Raw genomic sequence first — 373 nt, 5'->3', positions numbered from 1 at the left:
CCATGAGCTGGCCGAGAAACGTGGGCCAAATCCCGGTGTACTACGGGGAAAGGACTACAGGAAGACCTGCGCCTACCGAGGAATTTCAGAAGTTTAAAACAAATTATCTGGATGTTCCTAATTCCCCGCTGCTGCCATTCGGGCACGGGCTAAGCTATACTAACTTCCAGTATTCTGAGATCAAAGCCAATAGTGAAACCCTTCGTCGTGGAGACAGTCTTGTGATTAGCACTAAGGTCACTAATACCGGTAAGATAGCCGGGCAGGAAGTGGTGCAGCTGTACATACATGATAAGGTAAGGAGCCTTACTCCACCAAAAAAACAGCTAATAGCTTTTGAGAAGATCAATCTAAAGCCGGGAGAGTCCAAGAC

General features: G+C 47.5%; 1 protein-coding gene. It reads left to right on the top strand.

All coding sequences use genetic code 11. The features are described from left to right. Nucleotides 1–373, top strand: a 373-nt coding sequence (locus HC175_RS20560) for a fibronectin type III-like domain-contianing protein (protein WP_209310155.1), incomplete at both ends; no start/stop codon positions are given.

The organism is Salinimicrobium oceani, assembly GCF_012037645.1.
Note: the sequence above shows the minus strand (reverse complement) of the source record. Positions and strands in the feature narration are given on the sequence as shown.